The sequence below is a fragment of the Flavobacterium erigeronis genome (genome assembly GCF_054075165.1).
In genome coordinates, this window is record NZ_JBSKGP010000010.1 from 271,455 (window position 1) to 296,727 (window position 25,273).

General features: G+C 33.5%; 17 protein-coding genes. 8 read left to right on the forward strand and 9 right to left on the reverse strand.

From position 1 onward, the window contains the following. The first annotated feature begins 141 nt into the window (after nt 1–141). The 7 genes from ACWA1F_RS19820 to ACWA1F_RS19850 all read left to right on the forward strand — a co-directional run bounded on the left by ACWA1F_RS19820 (nt 142) and on the right by ACWA1F_RS19850 (nt 12,707). On the forward strand, nt 142–2,169 hold the full coding sequence (locus ACWA1F_RS19820; protein WP_456896227.1) for an AAA family ATPase: 2,028 nt from the start codon (nt 142–144) through the stop codon (nt 2,167–2,169). A gap of 229 nt (nt 2,170–2,398) precedes the next feature. Further along, complete coding sequence (locus tag ACWA1F_RS19825; protein WP_456896229.1) at nt 2,399–2,683, forward strand: hypothetical protein; 285 nt, start codon at nt 2,399–2,401, stop codon at nt 2,681–2,683. A gap of 156 nt (nt 2,684–2,839) precedes the next feature. Beyond that, complete coding sequence (locus tag ACWA1F_RS19830) at nt 2,840–3,274, forward strand: hypothetical protein (protein ID WP_456896231.1); 435 nt, start codon at nt 2,840–2,842, stop codon at nt 3,272–3,274. A gap of 145 nt (nt 3,275–3,419) precedes the next feature. Continuing rightward, entirely contained in the window at nt 3,420–8,486 is a 5,067-nt protein-coding gene (locus ACWA1F_RS19835) for a DUF4132 domain-containing protein (RefSeq protein WP_456896233.1), read from the forward strand. 1,090 nt (nt 8,487–9,576) lie between these two features. Further along, nucleotides 9,577–10,122, forward strand: a complete 546-nt coding sequence (locus ACWA1F_RS19840) for a hypothetical protein (protein WP_306160218.1) — start codon at nt 9,577–9,579, stop codon at nt 10,120–10,122. Between the two features lie 890 nt (nt 10,123–11,012). Continuing rightward, a complete protein-coding gene (locus tag ACWA1F_RS19845; RefSeq protein ID WP_456896236.1) occupies nt 11,013–12,110 on the forward strand; it encodes a slipin family protein in 1,098 nt (365 codons plus the stop codon). Nucleotides 12,111–12,161: 51 nt separating this feature from the next. Then, on the forward strand, nt 12,162–12,707 hold the full coding sequence (locus ACWA1F_RS19850; RefSeq protein ID WP_456896238.1) for a 3'-5' exonuclease: 546 nt from the start codon (nt 12,162–12,164) through the stop codon (nt 12,705–12,707). Between the two features lie 83 nt (nt 12,708–12,790). On the opposite strand, the gene ACWA1F_RS19855 is transcribed toward ACWA1F_RS19850, so the two are convergent. From ACWA1F_RS19855 to ACWA1F_RS19890, 8 genes are all read right to left on the reverse strand, one after another. After that, complete coding sequence (locus ACWA1F_RS19855; protein WP_456896240.1) at nt 12,791–13,705, reverse strand: phytanoyl-CoA dioxygenase family protein; 915 nt, start codon at nt 13,703–13,705, stop codon at nt 12,791–12,793. Between the two features lie 227 nt (nt 13,706–13,932). Beyond that, the gene (locus ACWA1F_RS19860) at nt 13,933–15,000 is read right to left on the reverse strand and encodes a DUF2931 family protein (RefSeq protein WP_456896242.1); all 1,068 of its coding nucleotides are present in this window, start codon (nt 14,998–15,000) and stop codon (nt 13,933–13,935) included. 351 nt (nt 15,001–15,351) lie between these two features. Further along, nucleotides 15,352–15,708: a hypothetical protein gene (locus ACWA1F_RS19865; protein WP_456896244.1), complete on the reverse strand. Its 357-nt coding sequence runs from the start codon at nt 15,706–15,708 to the stop codon at nt 15,352–15,354. Beyond that, on the reverse strand, nt 15,705–16,964 hold the full coding sequence (locus ACWA1F_RS19870) for a hypothetical protein (protein ID WP_456896246.1): 1,260 nt from the start codon (nt 16,962–16,964) through the stop codon (nt 15,705–15,707). The genes ACWA1F_RS19865 and ACWA1F_RS19870 overlap by 4 nt, the downstream gene beginning before the upstream one ends. A gap of 2 nt (nt 16,965–16,966) precedes the next feature. Next, nucleotides 16,967–18,769, reverse strand: coding sequence for a type VI secretion system Vgr family protein (locus ACWA1F_RS19875; protein ID WP_456896248.1), 1,803 nt, complete (start codon nt 18,767–18,769; stop codon nt 16,967–16,969). A 261-nt stretch (nt 18,770–19,030) separates the two neighbouring features. Continuing rightward, nucleotides 19,031–20,809 (reverse strand): AMP-dependent synthetase/ligase, encoded by a 1,779-nt coding sequence (locus ACWA1F_RS19880; RefSeq protein WP_456896250.1) that lies wholly within the window; start codon nt 20,807–20,809, stop codon nt 19,031–19,033. A 177-nt stretch (nt 20,810–20,986) separates the two neighbouring features. Beyond that, nucleotides 20,987–21,418, reverse strand: a complete 432-nt coding sequence (locus tag ACWA1F_RS19885) for a hypothetical protein (protein ID WP_456896252.1) — start codon at nt 21,416–21,418, stop codon at nt 20,987–20,989. A 146-nt stretch (nt 21,419–21,564) separates the two neighbouring features. Further along, nucleotides 21,565–23,976 (reverse strand): TonB-dependent receptor domain-containing protein, encoded by a 2,412-nt coding sequence (locus tag ACWA1F_RS19890; RefSeq protein ID WP_456896254.1) that lies wholly within the window; start codon nt 23,974–23,976, stop codon nt 21,565–21,567. A gap of 247 nt (nt 23,977–24,223) precedes the next feature. Between ACWA1F_RS19890 and ACWA1F_RS19895 the strand changes: the two genes are divergently transcribed. Then, complete coding sequence (locus tag ACWA1F_RS19895; protein WP_456896256.1) at nt 24,224–24,508, forward strand: hypothetical protein; 285 nt, start codon at nt 24,224–24,226, stop codon at nt 24,506–24,508. 47 nt (nt 24,509–24,555) lie between these two features. Here the strand turns inward: ACWA1F_RS19895 and ACWA1F_RS19900 are convergent, their stop codons facing one another. Then, nucleotides 24,556–25,269: an urease accessory protein UreH domain-containing protein gene (locus ACWA1F_RS19900; protein ID WP_456896258.1), complete on the reverse strand. Its 714-nt coding sequence runs from the start codon at nt 25,267–25,269 to the stop codon at nt 24,556–24,558. Nucleotides 25,270–25,273 lie beyond the last annotated feature (4 nt).

Consider the following 25,273-nt stretch of genomic DNA (forward strand, 5'->3'; position numbering starts at 1 on the left):
ATGCTTTTATGGCAAAAAAATGTTGGCTTTTAAATCAGGGGTTTGTACTTGGTTTGAAGCCTTTTTGTTTTTTATTACATTTGAAACAAATCTAAGAATAATTTTATGAAAAATGAAAGTATTCAATGAAATCAATTATTTATGAAAAAAGGTTACGATTTAATTTTTCCTCAAAGTGATAAATTCAATGATTATTTTCTAAATGAAGAAGACGAACCGATTGTTTTTCTTCCTCAGTTTAATTTCATAAATATTATTGTAGGGGCTAATAATAGTGGGAAAAGTAGATTTATTCGAAATTTAATGTGCTATAGAAAATTTCATGCTGTTCCAGATTTACATGTTCTTAAAGGAATTATAAATCGTTACAATGAAAATGTTAATGACGTAAACGAAATAATTAATTCTAAAATTATTTCGTTTGAACAAAGAGCGAATTCCACAATGGATGTTGATGAAAGGTCTGTAGCACGAGAAAAAGCACAGAGACTTCGTGAAAATATATTAAGCTTACTTGATGAAAATCTATTAGATGATTTTTTGATGATAATAGATGACAATAAAATAAGGCTTCAGAATGTTCATTTTTCAAGTATATCAAATTTGTACTTACGTTTTTTTAAAGATATTGATGATTCATTTTTAAAAGTTTTTAAAGTGAAATGCTATTATATTCCTACTTTGAGAACAGCGCATTCTTTATTTAATTTTAAAACAGATAAATATTCTAAAATAGAAGAAGATATTTATTTAGATACTCTTGATTATTATTACGATTTAAGAGAAAAAAAAATTGAAGTTTTTACGGGAATTCATCTTTATAAGGAAATTTTAAATACAAGAAATTCTAGAAGAGAAATAAGAAATAAGTTTGATCAATTTGAAGACTTTATTCGTTTTAATTTTTTTGATGGAAAAAAAATTGACATTGTTGCTGAATTCGATAAGGATGAAAGCCTTATGGGAAATAATAATTTAGAAATTATTAGTGTTCATATAGAAGGAGAAAAAGAAACGCGCTCATTATATGAATTAGGTGACGGAATTCAGGCGTTAATAGTTTTAATGTATAAAATTTTTATGGCAGAAGATAATTCGTTCATGTTTATCGATGAGCCCGAGTTAAATCTTCATCCTGGAATGCAAAGATTATTTTTAGAACAAATTACTAAAAATGAAGATTTAAGGAATAAAAATCTAACTTATATAATTACTACTCATTCGAATCATTTTTTAGATTTAACAATTGAAAAAGATGATGTTTCTATTTATTCATTTTCACCAAAGAATAATGAATTAAATGATAAACAATTTACTATAAAAAATGTAAATGCAGGAGATAATTCATTGTTAAGAGAATTAGGCGTAAATAATTCTTCGGTTTTCATGGCAAATTGTAGTATTTGGGTCGAAGGAATTTCTGATCGTAACTATATAAAAGCATTTTTAAAATCATATTCTGAATATCTTTTAAAAAATGACAGAAAAAAGTATGTCAATATAAAAGAAGATATAGATTTTGCATTTTTTGAATATGCAGGCTCAAATATTGATCATTATATTTTTGAAAATGAAGTTGAAGACAAAAATGAAAAAAAAATTATTGAAGATATAAATGCTTTAGCTTTAAGTAATCGGATTTTTCTTTTAGCAGATTCAGATAATGAAATTAATGGTAAAAAATCGTCATCAAAAAAAATTAGATTACAGAATTTAGAAAATGCTCGAAGTGAAAATTTTCTGCCTAAAATAATTTGGAATTTTCGAGAAATAGAAAACTTACTTACAAATGATATTTGGAAAGGAGTTTTAATTAATTTTTGTAATGAAAATTTGGTAAACGATAAGAATAAATCTGATATTCAATTGAAGATTAGAAGTGCATTATTAACGTATAAATACACTGATTATAAGCAAAAATATATTGGTGAATTTTTAAATGTTTTAAGACAAGAAATTGGTGAAATTGATGGAACATTTATTCTCAATAAATCATTGTATGAGAATCGAAAAGATGGTGCTTTTGGAACAATAGTAAATAAAAGGTTTTTAAGCGAAAAAGTTTTGGATGAAAATTTTTCTTGGGAAATTTTATCTAAAAGTAAAGAAATTAAAAATCTAACAATTGAAATTTATAATTTTATCACTCAAAAGACGGTTGATGCATAATTAATTTTTGTTCTATATAATTTTGAAAATTAAATAAAAGTAAGTTTTTTCTTTAAAAAAAATATATCTTTACATCGCAAAACAATCAAAGGAGAAATCCTAAACTTTTTTAAAGTAAACATAAACGAATACCTCGTCACGGTGAAGGAACAGGAAACTGTCCTAAATCATTCCTTTGAATGTTTTGCACACCTAAAGCGGGGTATTCGCGTATCTAAAATTTTCTATTATGCAAAAAGAAAATCAAAAAACACAACAAGAAGTAATGCCTTCCGTGGCAAGATTCCTTTCAGACGTTTGGTTTGAGGGAGAATTTCAAAATCAGCCTTTGTATCTGCAGGAAATCTTCGAGCTGCTACTCGAAACAGAAAGCGGTAATAATCTCGATTTAAGGCTCAAAATGTTAAGCTGTCTCAGAACAAGCAGAAATCTGGCCAAGACTTTGTCGCCGTTTTCAAATTCAGAAATTGTAAATGCGTGCAACACTATAGCGGTTGCAAAACTCAACCAATAAAAACCCAAACCCCGCAACTACCAATTTGCGGGGTATTTTTTTGTCTTCAAATTGTACTTTTATTTCGTACCATTTTTTAACATTTAATACACATTCGTTTAAGCGAAAATTGATGTAAAATTCTTATTTTACAGCTTCAAAATAAAAGCCGTAAAGATGAATATAAGCATCTCAGTTAAACAATTAGGAAAAAAGCATCCGCTGCTTCAGGAAAAAAGTATCGCTTTAGATATAGAAAATCCTGTCATTACTACACAAAAACTCATCGAATCGATAGTAGATCATCAGGTACAATTGTTCCGTTCTTCTTCGTTTGAGTTTGAAGACGAAGACAAAATCCATCTTCCCAAAGAAAATTACCTTCCCATTCTTACCGATACCGGAAAAGTTGGTTTCGGCGCGATTTACAATCACAACCAAGTCGATTTAGCGAAAGCGCAGGAAAACGCCATCGTAGCGTTTGAAGATGGTCTATATGCCGTTTTCTACGGAGACGATCAGCTGGAAACGCTTTCAGAGGAAATTGATTTATCTCAAAATAAAAACATCATGTTTATCAGGCTGACTTTTTTGGCGGGAAGCTATTGGTGATTAAATTCCAATTTTTAAATTCCAAATTCCAATTGCAATATCAATATCAATATCAATATCAAATTCCAATTGCAATATCAAATCAAAAAATTGAGCGCCATCAAAATAATCTAAAATCTAAAATCAACAATCTAAAATATAAAAAATGACGATAGAAGATCTTTTAAAAAGTAAAGTAATCGAAAATCCGATTAAGAGATTTAAAAAAGAACTGGAAGAAATTGTAAACAGCAATCTGCTTTCGAAATTATTTTCTGGTACAAAACTCAAAAAAGAAGTGGCCGAGTTTGGTTTGGCACTTTTGAAGTTGGAAGACAATTATTACAGCAATTATATTTCGCTGGGTTCTACACAAGCAGAAACCTTTGCCACTTTGGTCAAAGAAAATATGTGGGACGATAAAAACTATTACGATTTGCTGGTTTATTTCTTTGGCGAAGAAAACACGGCGTACGTAAAAGAGGCTTGGAACAGATTGCCTCAAAAAATGTATCAGCACGGTTATGCGAGACGATCTTTTAGAGCGCCGAATCATAAAAATTATTTGCTCGTTAATCAGATCAATTTTCTGCGTTCGCTACTCAACGGACCGCACAAATACAATTATCAAGACAGCACGACTTTTTATTATGATTTAAGCATCGAAGACCAGATTCGTTATGATACTGAGATTTCCAATCCGGTCAATCAGTTTATGGTTTGGTCGTCGGCAATTGATTTGGGTAAGGAAGGTCTTTTTCAATTGTTTGAAGATATTATTTTCAATAAAGATTCGCACGGAAAAGTGTCGCGAAATATCATCAAAGCACTTTTAAACAGCGAAAAACAAGAAAGCTGGGAACTGGTCGAAAAATTGCTTTTGGCAGCTCAGCGTCAGGAAGGTTTACGCCAAACGGTTTTAGAAGCGCTGGACGAAACCAGTATCGGCGCTTTGCAATACATGATTCGAGTAATTATCGATAATAAACTGACGCGTTTTTCATCGGTTGTAAGAGCGATCGACACATGGACAGGTTTAGGCTGGGATTCTGAAAAAGAAACTACAGTTCGTAATATTATCGAGTTGGCTTCGGGATATTTTTCAAAACCAGAAACGATTCCGACTGGCGTTAAAAGCAAAAATAACAACGAAGTGTATATGGCGCTTTGGGTTCAGGGTGTTTTGGATGTCGAAAAAACGGTTCCGTATCTGCATGAATTACTAGAAAAAGGTTCGGCTGAAAAGAAATCGTTGGCGCTGAAATTTGCAGGAGAAACCAACGATCCGTACATCGAAATGCCGTTGTATTTTAAAGCTTTAGACGACGAAAATCTACAGGTTTTGGCATTTGCCGTTCCGAGAATGAATGCTTTGCTGGAAGCGAATACAAAATCGAAATTCTATATCGAAAATACTGATTATCCGAACTTCTTTGATAAAGTTTACAATCTCGCGCAAAGCATTACCGAAAAAGAAAAAACTTTTGAAGGAAAAGTATTTTCATGGCTGAATATAAAGTTTGAACGTGATACACTTTACGCTTCGGCTATTAATTTAGTTGGCGATAACAACGAAAGATTAGAAGCGGTTTTACAGCATTTTGAAGGTTTCTCCATCAATTTAAGAGAGAAACTGACCAGAAATTTGCTGGGAAGTTTTTATAGTTATTCTTACTATAGCAATCAAAACAATCAGACCCAAAAAGAGCCAACCGAATTCCAAAGAAATTTTGCCTTACGTATTTTAAAAGACAGAGGAGAATCTCTTGTGGTTTCGGCGGTTAATGTTTTAAAAGATTTGAGTTTGACGGAAGAGGAATTGGCGATTTTTCAGGAATTATTTAAACGTAAAAATTCCAATTTAAAGAAAAACCTAACGTCGATTTTGATCAAACAAGAAGATCAAAAAGTAGTAAATTTTGTGGATCAGACGATAGAAAAAGGCGATTTAGAACAGCGTATGTCGATGTTGGATGTTATGCTTCAACTTCAGAAAAACAATAAACTGACGGATAAAGTAAACGACTGGGTTCAGGATTATCTGAAAAGACCAAAAATTACCGAAAAAGAAACCAAGTTTATTGAGCAGTTAGAACCTTCACAAAATAAAAATATATTGAGTGAAGAAAACGGTTATGGTTTTTATACTCCCAATACAGTTTCTGCTTACGAACTTCCAAAACCAGAAGCAGATTCGTTATATGCAAAAGCAGTAAAAGAACATCCATACGGTTTTTCCAAATCGATGTCGCATATTAAAGATGAAATTGCGAAGCTTTATCAATTGTTTGAAGAAAACAGAAATTACGAATACGAAATTGAAAACTACGATAACAGCAAATCGACTGTTTTATTGGGGAATTCTTTTAGACCATTAAAAAATCTGAAAGACGAAAAGGATTCAGAAGTAGTGGCAACCAATTATCCGTTGTATGAAGTTTGGGCAGAATGGTTTGAAAATTCGGGTTTAATAGGACGAGATTTGTTTTTGCTGACATTTGTAAGCAATTGTGATCGTAAAATTTGGCGTGATTTCCTCGAAGAACATGTTTTTTATTATAAGGAATTATTGCCTCATCCAAACAAAAGAGGTAATGATTGGGACAATGCGATTCTGAATATTTTGAATGCGCTGCAATTAAAATATGCTTTTGGAGAAAAAGTAGATTTCTTAATCGACGCTTGTAGTAATTTGTATGCAAATCTTCCAGAATCTGTAAAAGAGTTTGAATACCTGCCTGGTAAAAATGAATATTATTATAACAACAACAGCGGAAACGGCTGGCAAAATCAGCACTTTTTTGATGTCTATCTAAACAGAATCGACTTAGGAAATGTAACTACAGAACAAGAAATTAAGATTTGGAATCTGTATAGATGGCGACAGTTGAATGGACTGGAAAGAAATATTTCGTACTGCAAACCTTTTGTTCAATTATATATTGCTGCATTTGAGCAAAAGTTAATTACCGAAGGCGAATTTTACGAAGGTATTTTGGTTCCAGAAAGAATTTCATTTTTAACGGGTGGAAACAGAAATTACAGAAATCAAGGAAGCGAATATTTATTGGAGAGAGTTCCATTTCTAGTTTCTATGGTAGATAAAATCCGAGAAACATTTTTGGATATCGAAGTTAAAAGGGGAGATTCTAATACTACAGTAACACATTTGGTTCAGAATTTCCAGAAGATTTTTGGCGCAAACCGTTTGGTCGAATTGATTACAGCACTCGGAAAAGCAAGTTTGTACAAAGGTTATATCTATTCGTGGAGTTACACCGATTTAACAAAACAGAAATTATTTAGTTTCTTATTAAAAAGATGTTATCCGCTCGAAACCGATACGCAGGAAGTTTTTAATGCTTTAGTAAAAAAAGCCAAAATCTCTGAAGCCAAATTGATTCAGACTGCGATTTATGCGCCGCAATGGCAAAAGTTAATTAGTACGTATTTAGACTGGAACGGATTGGACGAGGGAATCTGGTGGTTTCACGCGCATACCAAAACGGCAGCTTACAGCGCTGTAAATTCAGAACTAGAAAGCGAAATGGCAAAATTCTCGTCTATAGATTTACAGGATTTTAAAGATGGTGCTGTCGATAAAGACTGGTTTACATCGGCTTACAAAAAATTAGGAAAAGCAAAATGGGAACTTTTATACGAATCTGCCAAATATGTAACAGACGGAAACGGTCACAGACGCGCGCGATTGTATGCTGATACGATTACAGGCGATTTGAAAATTAGAGAAGTAACCGCAAAAGTAAAAGACAAACGCGATCAGGATTATTTAAGAGTTTACGGTTTGGTTCCGTTAAGCAAAACAAGTCCAGAAAAAGATATTTTGGCGCGTTACGAATATTTACAGCAGTTTAAAAAAGAAAGTAAAGAATTCGGTTCGATGAAGCAGGCTAGTGAGGCTTTGGCAATTCGTGTGGCTTTAGAGAATTTGGCGAGAAATGCCGGTTATCCAGATCCAGTTCGTTTGACTTGGGCAATGGAAACGAAACAGATTCAGAATATTTTATCTAAAGAAACAGAAGTAAAATTAGACGATGTAACGGTAAGTCTGGTTATTAATAAAGAAGGAAAAGCCGATTTGGTTACTTTTAAATCAGATAAAGAAATAAAAGCAATTCCAGCAAAATACAAAAAAGACAAAGGCATTTTGGAATTAACCGCTTACAGAAAAACCATGCGTGAGCAATGGACACGTTCGAGAAAAGGTTTGGAAGAAAGTATGATTCGCGGAGATGAATTTTTATTTTCAGAAATGCAGAATCTTTTTGAGCATCCGATTATTTCGAAACATTTAGAAAAACTGGTTTTTATTTCTAATGACAATCAGATTGGTTTTTATGTGGACGGAAACTTGATTTCGGCTTTAGGAGAAATGATTTCGTTAAACGAAAATCAGACTTTTAGAATCGCACATTGCTACGATCTGCATAAAAATGGAGTTTGGACCGATTTTCAATCGTATTGTTTTGACAATAAAGTGCAGCAACCGTTTAAACAGATTTTCAGAGAACTGTATGTTCCAACGCCAGATGAGTTGAAAGAGAAATCAGTTTCTAGACGTTATGCGGGGCATCAAGTGCAGCCAACGCAAACTTTGGCTTTATTGAAAACAAGAGGTTGGAAGGTAGATTACGAAGAAGGATTGCAGAAAGTTTTCCATAAAGAAGGCTATCAAGTAAAAATGTATGCGATGGCCGATTGGTTTTCGCCAGCAGATGTAGAAAGTCCGACTTTAGAAACCATTGAATTCCATTCGTTAAAAGATTATAAAAACATTGCTTTTGAAGATGTAAATCCGAGGATTTTCTCAGAAGTAATGCGTGACATTGATTTGGTTGTAAGTGTGGCTCATGTGGGAGGTGTCGATCCAGAAGCAAGTCATTCTTCTATCGAAATGAGAGCTGTTTTATTGAGAGAAACGCTAAGATTGTTTAAAATCAAAAATGTGGAGATTACAGGAAATCATGCGATTATTAAGGGGAATATGGCCGAGTATAGTGTTCATTTAGGAAGCGCGATTGTGCATCAAGTTCCAGGCAGGTATTTATCGGTTCTTCCGATTCATTCACAGCATCGAGGACGATTATTCTTGCCTTTTGCAGATGATGATCCGAAATCGGCTGAGGTGATGTCTAAAGTTTTATTATTTGCCAAAGATGATGAAATTCAAGACCCAACTATTTTGAGTCAGATTGATAAAACTTATGCTTAAAATGAAGTTTTGAAATTGTGTTATTTTTAACTTTTTTAACATAAAATGTTAAATTAAGAAACAAATTACTACATTTGTACTTCAAATAAAAGCGAAAGAAATGCGTACTAGTTTAATAAAAGCAGAATATAATGATCGTCTGGCAGGATTTGCCTCGACGCAAAATTATGGATGCAGTATGTATTTTTTCGAAGAGAAAAGCAAGTAGCAATATCAAATTCGAAATGAAGATATAGAAAAAGCGTCCTTTTATTTGGGACGCTTTTTTTGTTTAAAAGCATTTTGATATTGCCTAAATAACAAAAGTAAATTATAAGAATTAACGTATAAATTGTAAAATTTAAAAAAAAAGTGAATGAAAAAATATGTATTAATTAACCCAAATAGCGAAAACTAGTCTTGGAGAGTAATTGGATGAATGACAATTAATTAATATAAAATAGAAATCTGCACGAATAAGCGGACAGGAATTTCTTTGCTTAAATTTAGGGGTTAATTAATTGGTAATCAGAAAATTATGTTAAAAATAAATTTGGAGAATTGATTTTTTCGATATTATCTTTGCTGAACAAAATCACAACAATGATTTTAAAAAAGAATGATTTAAAAAAATATAACAAGTAATAAAATGGATTTAAGTTTTGAATATAAAAGAGAATTAGTACTGCCTGGGTCGGCCTTTGGAAGTATTACAATGCAAGTGCATCATTATAAGCAGTAGGATACGTATGTATCTTATAACTTTGATGAGCACCTTTAATTGGGTGCTTTTTTTATGCTCGTTTGCGACTAAGAGACTAAGATTTTTAAAAAGTAAAAAATAAATAATGAATCAAAAAATAGCCATTAAGACAGATCATCATTTTGATCAAAAAATAGGTCGATTTAGGGAAAGTTCTTTTTCTCCTGCCGGGGAAATTGAGTCGAAACTTATGAAACTATGGAATACTGGTGAATTTTTGGGAAAAGTAATGTCACTTACGTGAAATTGCTCTGATACTGTAGAGGTGCATGCAAACCTTTGAAGTTATTGGATTCCCTGAAATACTAGTTTTCCTGAGATTCCAATAACCAAATAAAATATATAACCATGCACAACAACACATTAAAACAGTACAAAAAAGAGATTAAAAAGAAATACGAAATAGCTAAAGAAGGACAACACTTCGATTACTTATACAAACCGTCTCGTGGAAAACTACGTGATTTCTGTTGGATGATTTTCGAAGAGAATCCGACTCCAGATGACTTGAATGTTTTTAGAAACTTCTTTTCTATGGATTTTGAGCCAACGAAGAAGAATAAGTTCAAAGAGAAGAAAGATAAATTCAGACCTATTGAAACCTTCTTTAAGGGAGAAACAGATTTGACAAACATAGATGCTATAAACATGGCTGCGATTTTGGTTGATTTTCAACCGCGTCCTTTTAAGAAATTTAGAAGTGAAGAAATGAAGCAGTTCGAAAGCATCGAAGTAGTTAAAGCTAAAAAAGCGGACAAAGCGAAGAAAGAAAGTTTGGAAAAAAACAGCCCTGAAAAAAAGAAAAAATCAGGCAAAAAAGCTAAACACGAAAATCTTTTCGCAAGTTTTAGAAATATGTTTTCTAGAAGCATAATGTCTTTGTCAAGCGGCTAGCGCGAGTTGGTCAAATTAAAGTAAATCTTCGTGAAATAGAAACTGCCAGTATTACGCTGGCAGTATTCTTTTCAACTATTCAAAAAGAGTTTAATTATAAAATTTTATACTACGCAAAATGATTGCGCAGTATAATTTGAATATTTGCTCAAGAAATAAATAAGTTCTTTTAGAAAATGAAAAGCATCAAAGTTTGGCTTTGATTAAAAATATCAAACAAGTCCAGTTGCGTGTTTCTGTATAGCACCATTGTAGGGAACTTTCCGTGAAAGCGAATTATGTTTTTCTATGCAACTTGATTTGGAGGTTTTGATGGTTTTCCAAAAAACTGTCACCTATCGGTCGTGGGTTCGAATCCCACTCACAGCAATGTGATAGTTCAGTCTGGTTAGAACAATAGAAATTTGCAGGTTCGAATCCTGCATCAACTTAGGTTGATTGGACGAAGTGGTAAGTCAACAGACTCAAAATCTGTATTTCCAGAGACCATCACTCTTAAAAAGATGACCATTAGAAAAAAGCTGATTTGTCTTTGTCAGTGAAATTCAGGTTGCAAATCTGAAGTTTCACACTCATGATAAAGCCAGTGCGAAAAGCAATGTTTTTTGAAATGCCTGTTTTCTTCTCGATTTGATTGCTTAAATGATTTTGGGATCATCTTTGCAAAATACAGTCGAAAACAACTCGGGTAAACAAATTACAAACTCTTCATCCGTTTTTTTTGGAGGAGAAAGGCAATGAGGTTTTTTATTTATAAAAGAGAATAGAATAAAGAGAATAGAATAGAGGGAAGCTTACAGATTTCAGAACTTGAAACTTTAAACTTGACCCGAGGCTGAAAGCCGAACGGACGAAGTAAACAAATAAACAAAAAGTTAAAAAATATAACCATGATTAAAAGAATTAAAATTGAAGGTTACCAAGTAGGTTTGGTTTTCGAAAACAGAAAATTAGTTAAAGTAGCTGAAGAAGGTTTGCACTGGATTTTTGGTGAGAAAAATGTAATGATTTATGATATGAATGCAATTTTTCAAGCGCCTTTTGAATTGAATATCTTATTGCAAAATGAAGTTTTAGCGTCAATGCTTGAAGTTGTTGAAGTTGCTGATAATGAAATTGCTCTTCATTTCGTTAACGGAAACTTTAAAGGTACGTTAACTCCAGGCAGACATACTTTTTGGAAAGGAATTGTAAAAAACGAATTCAAAAAAGCAGATCTTTCAAAAATTGAAATTACAGAAGATATCTCAGTAAACTTATTGGAAAATAACCAATTGAAGTACTTTGTCAGAAAGTTTATTGTGGCAAGCAATGACAAAGCTTTATTGTTTGTTAACGGAAGTTTTTCTAAAGAATTAAAATCTGGAACTCATTATTTTTGGAATAATGCGATTACAATCGAAGTTAAGACAATCGATACAAGACAGCAGCAAGTTGAGATTTCTGGACAGGAATTGTTGACCAAAGATAAAGCGGGATTAAGGATTAACTTTTTTGTGAGATACCAAGTGGTTGATATTATGAAAGCTCTGATCGAAAACAAAGACTTTGAAAAACAATTGTATGTTGCGATGCAATTGGCTTTAAGAGCTTTTGCAGGCGGATTGACTTTAGATGAATTATTGGCTAAAAAAGATACTCTTGCCGAAGCAATTTTGGCAGAAGTAACAAGCAAAATTGAGGACTTAGGTTTAACAATTTCTGATGCCGGAATTAGAGATGTAATCTTGCCAGGTGATATGAAAGAGATCATGAATCAGGTTTTGGTTGCCGAGAAAAAAGCGCAGGCAAACAGTATTATGAGAAGAGAAGAAACCGCTGCAACAAGAAGTTTGCTTAACACAGCAAAGCTGATGGAAGAAAACGAAATGTTGTGGAAATTGAAAGAGATGGAGTACGTAGAAAAAATTGCGGATAAAATTGGGGAAATCACAATTTCTGGAGGCGGAAACGTAATTGGTCAATTGAAGGAAATCTTCGTGAAATAAAGAAAACCATCAACGGAAACGCTGATGGTTTTTAGTTTAAAAATTAAAAAAATGAAAACTACAGATAAAATTATTATTCTCGATTTAGAAGCTACATGTTGGCATGGAGAAGTCCCGAAAGGGCAAGAAAATGAAATTATTGAAATTGGTCTCGCGGTTTTGGATACCCAAACAGGAGAAATTTCGAAAAACAAAGGAATATTAATCAAACCGTCACGATCAACAGTCAGTCCGTTTTGTACCGAACTCACGACAATTACGCAAGATTTACTGGATGAAAATGGAGTGAGTTTTGAAGAAGCGATCGATCAACTTGTTGATGATTATCATCCCGATTTGTATACGTGGGCAAGTTACGGGCAGTATGATTTGAATATGCTTAAAAAACAATGCAAATCGTTTGGAGTTGCTTACCCAATGGGAGAGGAACATATCAATGTCAAAACTTGGTTTGCAGAAAAGTTTGGTTTAGTAAAACCAACGGGAATGAATGGAGCTTTAGCGCTATTGAATATTCCTTTAGAAGGAACACACCACAGAGGCATTGACGATGCCAAAAACATCGCTAAGATTTTGAATTGGTGTCTTAAAAATTAGAATTTAATTTGTTTTCCAGTTATCAAAGCATAATTGGTAACTGAAGAAAACTGCAATCATTTTATGTTTGCAGTTTTTGTGTTTTAAACCCATTCTCCTGCGGCGTTGTAATCATCGGGAAGATAAGTGAGATATTGCACCATTCTGGGTTTTTCTCCTATGTTGGGTGTTGCACAGTGCGGGAGCGCGTTGTGCCAAATGATAAAATCGCCTGCATTGCCAATAATTGGTTTCGATTGCAGTGTTTGCAAGGCTTTGTTTCTGGGATTTTCATGAGGTTCAACTTCGTCCAACCATTGATTAATTTGATTATGAAAACCTGGAACACAGTGAAAAGCGCCATCTTCTGGCCCGCAGTCCGTTAAATAAAGCATGCCTTGAAGAGCGAAAGTCAGCGGTTTTTTTAAACTCATATCCCAATGCAACGGACTTCCGAGAAAATTGAAATCAGATGTCTCAGGCGGATTAAAACTTACTTTATCAATTGTTTTGTAAATCTTATCAGTTTTATAAAGCTGTTCATAAGCCTTTTTTACTCTTGGCGAAAAGCGGTTGCGATTTAACGTTTCATGATCCGAAAAATTAAGCATTAGTCCCTTTTGGTTTTCATGACGCTTGTACCAGCTTTCTTTTTTATTCGGATCCATTTTTAAATATTCCCAAATCGCTTTTTGTGTGGCTTCGCAGTCTTCTTTAGAAATAGCGTTTTTCACTACGATATAACCGTTTTTATTCCAAAATTCAAGATCTTGTTCAGACAATACATTTTCGGTTAAATCTTCGGTTTCGTAAATGGTATCTCGTTTTCTGCCGTTTATCCAATTTTTGAAATTTTCAAAATCAGGTTTTTCAGCATATAAAAATAACAAAGTATCTTCCATACCAATGCCAAGCTTATACAACGCTTTAACTTCGTTATCCCAATTCGAATCGTCTGAATTTGTATGTTCAGGATTTACAGTACGTTTCCATAATTGTTCTAGAACTGTCCAAGGCATAAGTTTTTGGTTTAGTTGAAAATAAAACTTAAAAATACAGGATTTATGGTTTGGCGGTTAAAGTAGAAATACCTGTTTTTTATGCTGAAAATGAATGTCTAATTATCGCGGATTTGTAATCCGTGCCCACAAAGATTGATTCTTGTTCTTGCGCTGAATATTTCTTATTGATGTAGGCACGGATTGTAAATTCACGATATCGGATCGCCAGCTTAAGACTCATTTTTTCAATACTCCTTCAATATCTCTTCGGCTCTTTTATCTATCAGGAAAAGTTTCGTTTTACATTTTTCCAATTCAATCTCTTTAAAATCATTTTTCAGTACGACCTTCATTTTGGTAAATGCCTCATCAACATTAATCAGCATAGTAATTTCGCCATCTGGATTTATTTTAGCCAAATCCATAAACGCTTTAATTACTTCCTGCTCATCAAAAGAATCAATTCTAAGCCAGTGTTTTATTACATCTTGACCTTTAACAAAAATTCCTAATTCATTAGGCACAGCTTTTGGTCTGCTTTCGAGAACATTTTTATTGTACAAGGCCTGATCTGTAGTTGGGGGTAAACCAATTTTTTCGCTGTTAAAAAAGCGCACATAATAATCGTAAATTTCTAAATTCTGATTAAAGGCAACTTTCCATTTGTAGCGTATCCTGTAATCATCCCATCTTTTAGAACTTATCCTGCCCTGCATTACTTCCTCTCTCACTTCTGGCGTATAACCTTCCAATCTTTTTTTTACAACGAGCGATCGTAGATTTAAATCTGTAATGTCCTGCCACATCCTATCGGCTTCGGGACCTTCCGGAACTGCTTCTCCCTGAAAACGGCCAATTTCTATTTTATTTTGCCCGGTTGCCCATACCACAACCATACCTTTTGGAGCTAAACCAACTGTAATTGCACTGTAGGTTTCTTTGTGCAGTTCTTTAGTGTAGTCATCATTTTTATTTGCTTTCTCCCAATTAATTCCATAAATTAAATACCCTTCTTTAAAAAGATTGTATAACTTTTCCTGAGGCATTTTAAAATTTCCTTTGTAGAATTTGTTTTCTGTATACGAATACCAAGCAATTTTTAAACTGTCTGGCATGGGTTTATTTGATTCTCCCACAGACCAACTCCTTAATGATCCTCCCCAGCCATCTTGCATAATAGTACCATTAGGAATTACAGCTTCGTAGCCGTTGCTTGAAATAAAAGCATGAGGATAAATAATCCACATAGGATAACCTTCTGGAGCAGTTGCATCTCCGTCCCATTCAAATTTTTCTGTTTTATAATTGTCCATTTGTTCCATTTTTTGGCATGATACGAGTTGAGAAATCAGTATTATATTTAATAGTGCAATTATTTTCGTTATCATTTTTTGCTTGTTTAGGCAGGGTGTATTTTTCTTGTCAATTTGTTTTTCTTAAATCTTGGTCCCATTCCTACCGCCCGATAGCCCGATAGTGCGGATTTGCAATCCTTGCCCGCAAAGATTGATTCTTCTTTTTACGATGAATATTTCTTATTGATGTAGGCACGGATTGCAAATCCGCGCTATCGAACTTTGTAAACAATTATTGCGAAATAATTGCCTCATTCATATCAATTTTAGAAGAAGTGATATTATTTTGGTTTTCAATTCTTAAATCTTCTAACGTTTTATTTTTGGCATAATAACTTTTCCAGTTTTTGGATTTATTTTTGCTAAATATTCTAAATGAGGATTTTCATTACCTCTTTTATCAAAAGCGGTAGCATAACCGATATAATAAAATTTGTTTTGAATATAAATAACTTTAGTATAGTTAGATAAAAAAATATCATCTCTTTTGGTTTTAATATTTTTTTCAAAATAGTCATCATAAAGTTCATTAGCTCTTTCGCTATTTATCGAAAATGTTGATTCCAAATTTTTAAAACTTGGATCCCTTAGATAATGTTTTTTATCATTACAACCAAACATTGAAAATATTCCTATCATTATAATTATTTTTTTTAATTTTTTCATTCTGTCCAATCTAAAGCTTCTGCTTTTATTACTGTTATATTAGATAATTGTCCTGCATGTTCTTTTGAGGTACTCACGAAAGATTGTAAATCTTCTAAAAGTCCCGAAGGTTTTTGCGTGCTATTAGGAATATAATTTCTTTCAAACATATTGCTTGGAAAAGCTTGATGAATTGCAGTTTTAACTGTTGTGGTGCATTGCTCACCAGTCCAAGGATAAACACTATAAATTTTCAAATGTCTATATCTTTCTTGCCACCATTTAATCATTTTATTAGCTTCACTTTCTTTTACATAAAATTCTATTTTATGTACTTTCCCATAAATAAAAGTTCCATATTGTATAATATTTCCACTTGAATCTTCAATGTTTTTCCAAGATAATTTAATATGTTCATAGACCATTGTTAGTGTTACTTCTTCTGGTTTTATTCCTTTTCTTTGAGCAATATGAGTTCCCCACCAAGGCTGTCCAGGAGAATTTTTAAAAGTTGGATTATCCAAATATACATCATCATCTTTATCTCCGTCTTTATTAAAATCTACATCATATTGACTTTCTGAATATGTCCCTGATGTATTATTAGGTCCATAATCAAAATACCTTTCACCAATGGCCATAGCAGAATGTCCAGCTAATCCTTTTGCCCCCCATCCTGTCTCTCTCGAGTGTGGCAATTCTATAATGACAGAAATTAATATCTCTTTTTCAAAAACAATCAAATAATCATCAGTTCTTTCAGGTAATTGAATAGTTTCATCTTTATAGGTGCATTCTACAAATAACTCAATTTCATCTCCTTCACCAAATTCTTCTAACAAACTTAATGTTCCTATACCAGTTTTCCATTCTACAAAACCAGTATTTCCCTGAATCTTAATTTTATTTATTTCCTGAGAGGTATTTACATCTGAAAGTTTCAATTTATCGTTTAAGATTTTTAATCCATCCCAATCATAAACAGTGAATAAAATTTCTTCTCCATTTGGTATATCTTTTGTTTGCACATGAAATCTTACTATATCGCCTACATAGGAATTTTTTATTGGTATATTTTTATTATCAGTCCACCAGCCTTTTATAAAATATTTGCCAGATGGAATTTCTTCCCAATTGTCTACAAAGTAGTTTTCTTTAGCATTATAGATTACCTGTGTTCCTGAGTGATGAGTTATGTTATCAAAATTTTCTAAATAAGTTTCACTTTCAGAAAAAAAACCTTCACCAGCTCTTCTAAATATAATTCCTTTTCCCATAATTAATGAAAGTTTGTTTTCTCTCCAGAATTAGTTTTGATGTCTGATTGGGCATTAAATTTTGTTTCTTTTTCGGTTGTCGATGTTTTGGAGCGCCCTAACTCATGAATGTCTTTTGCTTTAGATTTTCTTTCTCCAATGGCATCTTCATAGATATTTGCTGCTTGTAAATTATAATTACCTATTGCATTCTGTACCATATTTGCACCTGCTATACTGATATGATTCTTACCAGCACTTTCAGTAATATTCACTCCTGCGGTGGCCGTAATACTTTCTGTTGCTTCTAAAACTATGTTTTTGGCTTTTATGGTTATCGTTTCTGGAGAGGTTATATTAATGTTTTTATTTTCCTCATCCAGATGAATTGTATTTCCGCTTGGGTCAGAAAGCCAGATTCCAACTTTCTCTATAAATTTTAGCAGCTGTCCAAAGCGCATTTTAATCGCCTTGATCATATTATTGGGTTCAAAGAATTCAGGCATGGCAAGACCATTAAAATGGGAGCCAGATACATACGGACAATCTGCATTTCCACCTTCAAAAGCTACTATGACTTCGTCACCAATTTCTGGGCGCCAATAGATACCTCTGCCGCCTTGCCCAGAATAATTTTGCAGCACACGCATCCAATCGCTTTCATTTCCCCAGCCATTCCAGTAATACTGCACTTTTACGCGGCCCATTTTTTCAGGATCATTATTGTCAGACACTTTTGCCGGCTGGCTATCGGCAATGGTAAATAGTTTTGGGTCTGTGTAATGCGGTACAGCTACATCTGCAGGAATGGCTGTAAATTCGCAACTGTAATTTCCGTTTACTTGAGAATGATGAATAACTTCTATAGCCAAAAGTTCATGTTCTACGGTTTTATTCTGGATCGTAAAGACCTGTCCGACTCCGATTGGGAAATATGAAATTCCGCTGTAAAAAACGCCGTTGGCATCTTTGGCCGCCGTTTCAAGTTTAATCATGGCATCTATTTCCTCCTTATTCTGGGCATTGTTTGTGTAGGCGCCCACTGCGAGATCATTTCGTGTTATACCTATTTGGTTATAGGCGTTGGAAATCGCAAAACGGTCTCTGCTTCCTGTACTCGTTTTTTCTGCAGCATTGCGAATGTTTGAAGCATTCGTATAATCGTAACCGCCAAATGAGGCTTTATGTGAAACCAGATTGGTTTGGATTGTAAATTGATGAAGCGACGAGCCGCTGATGAGTTTTACGTTACTCGTTTTGGTCTGTCCAAACTGCATTCGCATGCCATCAAAATAAAACCATTGTCCATACCGTGACGAAAGCCGTTTTAAGAAATTAAAACTCGTTTCATTATACTGCATTCTGCTTTTAAAGACGCTGGTGTTTGTAGGCACAATTGCTTCTCTGTGGTAAAATTCTCCTGAGCTTGCTTCTGCAAAAAGTTCTAGAGCAATCTGCTGCAGGTTTTTGCTTAAAAAAATCCTTGACTTGATAAGGTCGTCCAGAAGAACCGAATGGCTTATTCCTTGTACATGAAGACCTGCAGGACTACCATTAAGATCTACAGACGTCAGCCCCTTAATGATTCCCTTAGACATTACTCGGATTCCGTTGACCTTAAAAGTGAAGATTACTTCGCTGCCGTTGTGTTTGCTAATTGCCTTTTCCTGATCTTCTGGATCAATGACTGCCTTTCCGGTATACTGCCACGAAAAAGAAAAATAATGGTGGTCTGCCATTTTCTGCGTGAGCTTCAAATCGTAATAAATAACATTTTTTTCGAATGAGCTGATAGTTACATGAACTTGCTCTGAAAATTTTGACATGCTTTTAGTTTTAAATTGGTTAGTTTAGGTTGATTAAGTAATTTCTTACTTTAATAAAAGTAGAACAAACCGATACTGATTGGTAGACACTAAAAGTTTTATTTATATTAGAATAGGGTAGATTAGCATCAGATTTTTTTAAAATCTTTTAACATTAATTATAATTAACCAAAATTGAAATGCAACGCAGGTTTTGTTTAAAACAAAAACGGCCGTCTTTTCAGACAGCCGTTTTCAACTTTTTGGTTATATTATTTTGATTTAATTATTCCCGTAGATTTTTCCGTAAAGATCTTTGTAGATTTCCTTAATGATTTTACGTTTTAATTTTAGAGTAGGAGTAAGCTGTCCGCCATCGATAGACCAAACATCTGGAGTTAATTCAAAACGTTTGATTTGCTCCCAGTGTCCGAATTTTTTATTGATTTCTTCCACTTCGTTATCAATACGTTTAATAACATCTGCATTTTCGCTTATTTCCTTATCAGTTGAACCTAAAGTTATTTTATGAATTTTTGCCCATTCTTTTACAAATTCAAAATTAGGCTGAATAAAAGCTCCAGGCATTTTTTCGCCTTCACCAATAACCATAATCTGCTCAATAAAACGAGATTGTTTCATCGCATTTTCAATCATTTGCGGAGCAATATATTTTCCTCCAGAAGTTTTGAACATTTCTTTTTTACGATCGGTAATTTTTAAGAAACCTTCGCTGTCAATTTCTCCAATGTCTCCCGTATGGAAATAACCGTCAATTAAAGCCTCGGCTGTTTTTTCGGGATCTTTGTAATAGCCTAACATTACGTTCGGACCTTTGCATAAGATTTCACCGTCCTCGGCAATTTTAACTTCGATATTACGAATTGGTTTTCCGACAGTTCCAATTTTAAAACCTCTGTTTCTCTGGTCGTTTACCGCAATTACAGGAGAAGTTTCTGATAATCCGTAACCTTCCATAACTGGAATTTCTGCTGCAGCAAAAACTCTCGTCAAACGTGGCTGTAAAGCAGCACTTCCAGAAACCATTAAATCTAAATTTCCGCCCAAACCTTCTTTCCATTTGCTGAAAATTAGTTTGCGGGCAATCTTTAATTGGAATTCATACCAAGCACCGTTGGCTCCGTATGGTTCGTATCTTAAACCTAAATCAATAGCCCAGAAAAATAGTTTTTTCTTAATGCCGGTTAATTCAGCTCCTTTAGCATAAATTTTATCGTAAACTTTTTCTAAAAGTCTTGGTACAGCAGTAATAACTGTTGGACGGACTTCTTTTAAGTTATCGCTGATTTTGTCAATTGATTCTCCAAAATATACCGAAACACCATAATATTGATAGATATACAAAATCATTCTTTCAAAAATGTGGCAGATTGGCAAGAAGCTCAATGCTGTACTTTTTCCTGGATCAAAGGGAATTCTTGGCGCGCTGTCCAATACGTTAGAAACTATATTTTTATGCGAAAGCATTACACCTTTTGGTTTTCCTGTAGTCCCAGAAGTATAAATAATAGTAGCCAAATCATCCGTTTTGATGCTATCTTTTCTAGCTTCTACTTCGCTTTGATTGCTTTCGTCTTCACCAGCCAAAAGAAGATCTGACCAGTGCTTGCAACCTGGAATTTCGTTAAAAGAATAAACCTCTTTTAAAGTTGGCACATTCGCTTTAATAGCATTTACTTTCTGTAAAACTTCTTCATCAGAAACAAAACAGTAAATACTGCCACTATGATTTAAAATATATTCGTAATCTTCTTCGGCAATTGTTGGATAAATCGGAACATTTTGAGCACCTGTCTGCAAAATACCAATATCCATTATATTCCACTCCGTTCTGTTGTTCGAAGTAATTAAAGCAATTTTGTCATCTTTCTGAACGCCCATGCGCAATAATGCTCTCGAAACAGCATTTGCTTTTGCAATATATTCCTGGCTAGATGTTTTTTCCCAGGCTCCATTTTTTTTGGTCGCAAGAGCAACTGGAAGGTTGTAAGTTTCTTGTTGATAATAGGGAAAATCAAAAAGGCGTGTGATTGAAACCATGTTTAATATATTGAATTTTATTGCAAATTAAATAAAATTTAGGTATGATTTTCAGTTTTATAAAATTTTATGGGAAAATTTATATACACTATTAAAAATCAACGAAAACGTTTTCTTTTTTGCGGTAAAATTTCTAAGAAATCAAGAAAAATTTAATTTGAAAATGCTTTTAAGAGGCTATTGTACGTTATAATCTTCATATACTTTTACTCTTTCACCCATCAAAAACATTTTTTTCTTGGCAAAATGAATAGAAAATTGAGAGTAATACCATTCTTCGCCGTCAGTTGGTCTGTACCAAAAAGTGTAAGAAGCACTATTGAATCCTTCTTTAAAAACGGGAACACCTTCTTCTGTGCATTCTATGCCCCAATTAATCTTTTGTTTGCTTAAATCCTCGGCCTGAATAAAGCCTGTTCCATCTGGATTTAAAACTGTAATAGGCTCTTTTTGGTTTAATGGAGCGTAAGTTCCAGGTACTGGATAACCAATTGTAGTGGTTATAAATCGATCTTTTGAATTGTGTTTGATCTGATCAACCTGAACTTGGGAATGGGATTGAAAGGCAGTGAAAAATAATGTTATCACTAATAAATGTAAAAATTTCATTCTATGTAGGATTAAGTGTTTTTGGGGCTGAAAAGAAATCGATAGAACCGATTTCTTTCGGCGAATATAATTCAATTTTTTAATAGAATTGAGCTTAAAAATACAAGAATGGAATTTTTCTTTTTTTCTGATTTGAAGTAAGTTTTTTACTCCGTTGAAAACTGGTTTTCTAGTAACTTTTCTTTAAAATCAGATCTAAATGTATAGGCAAATGTAACCATCAAAGCTCTAGTATCAGACTTAGAAATTCTGTTGTTTTTAAATAATAAGGTATTATTGTTATAACCGCTTTTCAGAGTATTAAAAATATCGGTTACGACTACTCCAAGTCGGGCATTTCCTTTTCCTAACTTTTGCTGAAATCCCATATCGACATTATAAACCGGAATTCTTTTTCCTTGTGGAGTTGCAACGGCAGAATTATAATTTCCTATTAATTGAAGTTTTCCTCCTTTCCACGGAACAAAATTGTTGATTATTTTTCCATACCAGCTAAAGGCACTGTTTACAATATCTTCTGATTGTGGCAGATTGCCTCCGCTAATGTTTTGCTGAAAGGCCGTTAAACTAACATTAGCATCATAAAAAGAAAATGGTTTCAAGCTAAAAAGGCCTTCGAGTCCGTAAGTAACCATGCTTCCAATATTTTGAGGTTGAAGCGAAACCGCACCATTCTCTTGAAGTATGGAATATTGTCTAATGGTATTATTGGCATTTCTATAAAAAGCATTTCCAGAAAGTGAATAGTTGTCCCAGTCTTTATTATAGTTTAATTCGATAATATGAATAATTTCAGGTTTTAAATACGGATTTCCTCCATGCGGATTTAAAGCATCTGTTATATCAACAAACGGATTCAGATCGTCTAAATCTGGGCGATTTATACGTTTGCTATAGCCAAATTTTAAAAATTCATCAGATTGCAGATTTAATTGAACAGATGCCGAAGGGAAAAATTTCACGTAGTTATTTGAAAATTGATCACTGCCATTTTCTGTTTTTCCGCTATTTGAAACTTGTTCGGCACGCAGTCCTAAATAATATTTCCATTTCTGATTTTCCTTAGTGCCAGAATAAGAATTCAAAACTCCGTAAAAAGCATTTATTTGTTCGTTGAAATCAAAAATATTGCTCGTTAGCGGATTTATGACATAATTTCCATTAACTAAATCAGCACTTTGAAAATCAGAATTAAAGAATCTAAAAGTTCCTTTGTAGCCTGTTTCAACTGTTGATTTTTGTGAAATAGGAAAAGTATAATTCAGAATAGCATTTGATATATTTTCTTTTCCGTAATTATGTGTCTTCTGCCAAAAAGTATCGCCAACTTGTGCACCGCTTTCGTCATAATTATTGGTGTCAATATCTGTGTTTTCTCTGCCAAAATTGAATGAAGTTGTAATATTAGCATTTAAGTTTTTTCGGTCATCAGAAAATTTTCGATCATAATTGAACGCCATTTCTGCAGCTTTCGCCTTTTGTATCTCTAAAGAATGACGCTGGTTGGCAGAGAAAAATTGATTAGAATTATTGAAAATAGCTGTATTTAAAGTTTCGTCATTGTCTTTACTTTCAAGATTTACTAAAGCTTCAAACGAAAATAAGTTTCTTTCATTTGGAGAAAAATCAAGATTGAATTTTAAATTCTGTAAACCTTCTGTTCGTTCGTCATGCCTTATTTGACTAATATAATGTTCATCAGCAATGAAGTAATTGGTTCTATCGCCTTTTATACTTTTAGTTCTTCCTGCAAAACGATTGTCGTAAGAAAGACTAACGTTCCATTTGTCATTTTTGTAATTTAGAAGTGCAGAACTGCTTAATCTTCCTTTAGCTCCAAAACCGGCGCCTAGAACCGCGGCTCCATTTATTCCGTTTAAATTATTCTTTTTTAGTTTAATATTGATAATCCCGCTTTCGGCATTGGCATCGTATTTTGCAGTTGGACTTGTAATGATTTCAATGCTTTCTATACTACTTGCTGGAATCTGATTCATATTGGTAATAGCAGAATTTTTTCCATTAATCAAAATCAAAGGAGTTTTACCGCGAAGCGAAATGGCATCATCGGCATCAACTGAAACTGTAGGGATATTTTTTAGCATATCAATTGCAGTTCCTCCCGACTGCGAAATATTCGAAACGGCATTAAAAACAAAACCTTCAGATGTTTTTTGTATTTGTTTTTTCTGCGAATTCACAACAACGGTATTCAAAAGATCAGCATCTTCCTCTAAGACAATATTATGGAGTGAAATAGGTGTGCCTGTAAATTTTATTTTCTGATTATAAGATTTAAAGCCAATCAGACGAAATTTTAAAATATATTCTGCTGGATTTATATTTTCAAGAATGAATTTTCCAGAAGAATCGGTTGTAGTGTAAGCCAAAGTTTTGGTTGTATCAGTAACAGGTTTTAAAACCACATCGACAAACTCGATCGGATTTTTTCCGTCAGAGACAATTCCGTTAATCGAATTTGTTTTTTGGCTAAAAGAGTATTGGCTTAAAGTGAATAAGATAATTGCAACGACTAAATTTTGTTTCCATTTTTTCATGAGACAAAGTTATTTATCCGATAAAAAAAGGAATAATAAAGCACCTTAAGATAGTATTAAATTAAACTTAGGAAGATTAATTAACTTAAGAAAAGGAAATTGAAAGGAGTAAAAAAAGGTGTTTTTCCCCGTTTAAAAACAGGAATTTATATTGATTCTTTGTGAGTTGCGTCTGCTAATTTTATCCTATTAAAAAATGCGGAAGCCGAAAAGCAGATGAGTAGGCATTATTTAAAACATAAATAAAATGGAAACAGCTTTCTTTTTAGCAATGGGATGGTGCGGAACTAAATATCCGGGATGGTGGAAACGCTTTTTTAAAAATCCGCCACTGCCGCCAGACCCAGAACCTTGGTGGATAATCGGAACAATCGGTTTGGGATTAATTGCAGGTCTTGCCGGCGGAACATTTTTTAGTGATGCGATTCGTGACAGCCAATTTTTCTCTGGACAAAATGCAGTAGCATCAGGTCTATTTGCCTTTGGTGCCGCAAGTGTGGCAACAGGAGTGGCAACAGCGTTTAAACGTTAAAAAAAAAGCCTCGACTTAGGGATAGCGTCGAGGCATTTTTTTTATTTTTAAAATAAGTTGCTATAGATAATTTTAAGACCGAAAATGATACATATTACAGAAGAAATGATAATGAGATAATATTGCAGTTTCTCAGATTTCAAGATGGTTTTGGTAAAAGGTATGCTGAAAAGTCCCGCTGCAATGAACATTCCTAAAATCGATCCTAAACCAAAAATTAATATATACAATAATCCTTCTAAAGGTGTTTTCATCTGTGAAATCACTAAAATAACCAACGAACCACTTCCTGCTAATCCGTGAATTAAACCCACTCCAAAAGCTGTTTTGTAATTTTTGTTGCCCGAATGATCGTGCGGAAAAGCAGCTATAGGATGCGAATGAGTATAAGTGTGAGCATGCATGTGGGTATGCGTAACTCCATTGCTGTGCGTATGCTCATGACTGTGATAATAAGTATGCGAATGTTCTTTTTTATAAAAAACTTTAGACAAACGATAAAGTCCAAGTATAATGAGCATTAAGCCAACTACAGCTTCTAGATAACTGAAGATATTTTCGCTGATCGAAATTTTAAACCCAATCATAATAATACCTACAATAAAAATAGTTGAGGTATGGCCAACTCCCCAATACATTCCATCTTTTAAGGCATCTTTTATTTTACTTCTATTGGTGACCAAATTATTTACAGCCAATAAATGATCTGCTTCAAAAGCATGCTCCAAACCTGCGTAAATAGTAATTAGAAATCCAATCATTACA